We start from the raw sequence: 2,807 nt of genomic DNA on the forward strand, positions 1-2,807 counted from the left end.
CCAGAAAAGCCGCATTCAGGGCAGGTCGTGTTACTGGAACTCAATGGAATGATGCTAATATCGGGTATTACTCAACTGCAATGGGATATGACACAATAGCATTCGGGTCTTACTCAACTGCAATGGGATATAACACATTAGCAGGCGGGTCTTACTCAACTGCAATGGGACGTAACACAAGAGCAATCGGGCATTACTCAACTGCAATGGGATATGGAATAGAAGTACAAGGGAATTACTCGGTGGCAATTGCGTTGAATGATCAAACTGGAACTGTAGTTTCTCAATCAAACACGATGTCAATAATGGGAGGCAATGTCGGCATCGGGACGACTGATCCAAGAACAAGGTTAGAGCTTGGTGATGATGGAGCAATTCTTGCAATTGGGACTTATAATTCCGGTTGGACGGAGCCAGATTTGGGATCAGGAACCAGATTGCTTTGGTATCCCAGAAAAGCCGCATTCAGGGCAGGTCGTGTTACTGGAACTCAATGGAATGATGCTAATATCGGGTCTTACTCAACTGCAATGGGATATAACACAACAGCAAGCGGGCGGTCCTCAACTGCAATAGGATATGGCACAACAGCAAGCGGGTGGTACTCAACTGCAATGGGACTTGAGACAACAGCAAGCGGGTGGTACTCAACTGCAATGGGAGTGCGTACAACAGCAAGCGGGTTTTACTCAACTGCAATGGGGCGTGGAATAAGAGCAGAAGGAGAGTACTCGGTGGCAATTGCGTTGAATGACCAAACTGGAACTGCAGTCTCTCAACATAACACGATGTCAATAATGGGAGGCAACGTCGGCATCGGGACGACTGATCCAGGAACCAATAGACTTAAAGTTGATGGCAACACAGAAATTACTGGTAATTTGAATGTTGGTGGAACAAGCACCCTCAAACCACCATATGCAGTCCAAAATTCAAGCTCAAGCTGGAGCGTACCCGAAAGTGCCCCTGCCGCAAGAGTATATCACCCAGATCCACATGCGACCACTAATATTACTATTCCAACTGGAACATCTATGAGACTAATTATATTTGTGTCTGGAAGGATAGCGTACAATGCCCATACCTGGGGTGATTACTATGTTGACGTAGACAATAACAGTGCTCTAGTACCTGCTTGTTTTAGAGGGCATGAGAATGTCTCAACTTCAGGCTACCAGACTGATTTTTCAGCGATATGTATGACAAATACGCTTGGTTCCGGGAGTCACACAATAAGAGTTAAATGGTTTGACTCAAATACTCGAGCAGGAATAGCTACGATAACTCACAGAAATATTACTGTGATGGCAATACTACCCTAAGCCTCAGAAAATAGGAAAAAGAAAATAGGAACCTTGTAACCTTTGGGTAGCTGAATAAAAAAGCCCCGTCTTTTAGCAGGGCTTCAAGCTTACTCGAATTTCATTGAGATTATAATAATTTCTACTGTTAATTTTGGATCGGTGAGAGGATCAATTCCAGCTTTCTCAAGAGCATCCTTTATCCAGACGTGGTCTTGTATAAAAGAAGTTACTCCTGCTGGTCGAACTTCAGTATAGACAGGTGTTTCTCGTAATGTAAGGATAACATTTCCTGCTTCGTCTTTTACTAAGATGTCGTAATAGAATTTTCGAATGGTTTGATTGGAAAGATTTTTGATCTGAAGTTCATATCTAATATGATCTAATATTTTTGGGTTGTATTTTTCTTCGGTTTCATTCCATTCGGCACTGTATTCCTTGAAATAGTTGTAGCTTACTTCGATTTTTCCAACCAATTCGGGTGGCAAAGTGGCTAAATAAGGATATTCCTTTGTCTCATCTGGAACTGTTCCCGATAGCCTTTCGATAATGCCTATTCTTCTTTCTAGATCGGCTATTTTGCGAAATATCTCATTAATTGCATCCCAAGGATCGGCTATAGCTGCTAGGACACCATCTGGATAGGTAGCCATTGCTATCCCAAAGAATCCAACAAGTACAATCGAAACTAAAATTGCGCACCAAACTCTTTTCTTCAATTTTCTCAATCCTCTATTTAGATATTAAGGTTGCTATTATTATATTAAATAATTCAAGTATTCTTGTCAATAAAGTCAATGAAGAGATTAAGGCAGAGATTTTTATTTAAGAAGCAGTTTTTTTGTTGCCTCTTCTCGTAAAGCCTGTAGAAGTTTGACTTCTACATTAGATTTGTTAGTAAAACTGGATTAAACTCTATTTTTCTTAATTTTTATGGTAAAATAAACTTGGGTGGGAGAATTACTATCCTAAAAATAATATGGGAATATCAAAAAAATTCATTCTCAATATTGCTATTTCAATCTGGATAATCTTTTCGATAGTTTATATTTTTTATGATCTTTGGTCAGATTTTAAATTGAAAGCATTAAATCAGGCCTATCAACAAGGAAGAATTGATACAATAAATGCTTTAATAGAGCAGGCAAAAAAATGTGAACCAATTCCAGTTTTCAGTGGCGAAAAGAGAATTGAAGTGATAAATGTTGATTGTTTAAAAACTCAACCTGAAAAATAAACTGAAAAATTGAAACTGAACCTTATCCAATTCGTTTTAAATGAAAAAAATTTCAAAATCTAAAAAGATTCCTCTTTTGAAAGAATATTTTGAAAAAGAGCCCTCGGTTCTTTTGGCTTTTTTGTTCGGTTCTTTTAGTAGAGGGTTTGAAATGGCAGAATCTGATTTCGATGTGGCAGTTTATTTGAGAAATGAAGAAAAAAGAGATAAAATTTGGGGAGATGTGACTGATATTGTAGAGAAGGAAGTTGATTTGGTCTGCCTAAATG

4 protein-coding genes are annotated in these 2,807 nt (G+C 38.8%); 3 read left to right on the top strand and 1 reads right to left on the bottom strand.

Annotated elements, in window-relative coordinates; translation table 11 throughout:
• Positions 1 to 1,322 (top strand): hypothetical protein (locus tag QMD21_07475; protein ID MDI6856602.1); only part of this gene is annotated, 1,322 nt, incomplete at its 5' end.
• Between the two features lie 89 nt (positions 1,323 to 1,411).
• Here QMD21_07475 and QMD21_07480 read toward each other — a convergent pair.
• On the bottom strand, positions 1,412 to 2,020 hold the full coding sequence (locus QMD21_07480) for a hypothetical protein (GenBank protein MDI6856603.1): 609 nt from the start codon (positions 2,018 to 2,020) through the stop codon (positions 1,412 to 1,414).
• 260 nt (positions 2,021 to 2,280) lie between these two features.
• On the opposite strand from QMD21_07480, the gene QMD21_07485 reads away from it, so the two are divergent.
• Together QMD21_07485 and QMD21_07490 are read left to right on the top strand one after the other, a co-directional pair.
• Complete coding sequence (locus tag QMD21_07485) at positions 2,281 to 2,538, top strand: hypothetical protein (GenBank protein MDI6856604.1); 258 nt, start codon at positions 2,281 to 2,283, stop codon at positions 2,536 to 2,538.
• 40 nt (positions 2,539 to 2,578) lie between these two features.
• Positions 2,579 to 2,807: nucleotidyltransferase domain-containing protein (locus QMD21_07490; GenBank protein ID MDI6856605.1), on the top strand; the 229-nt coding region annotated here is incomplete at its 3' end.

This window comes from Candidatus Thermoplasmatota archaeon (assembly GCA_030018475.1).
Taxonomy (GTDB): Archaea; Thermoplasmatota; JASEFT01; order JASEFT01; family JASEFT01; genus JASEFT01.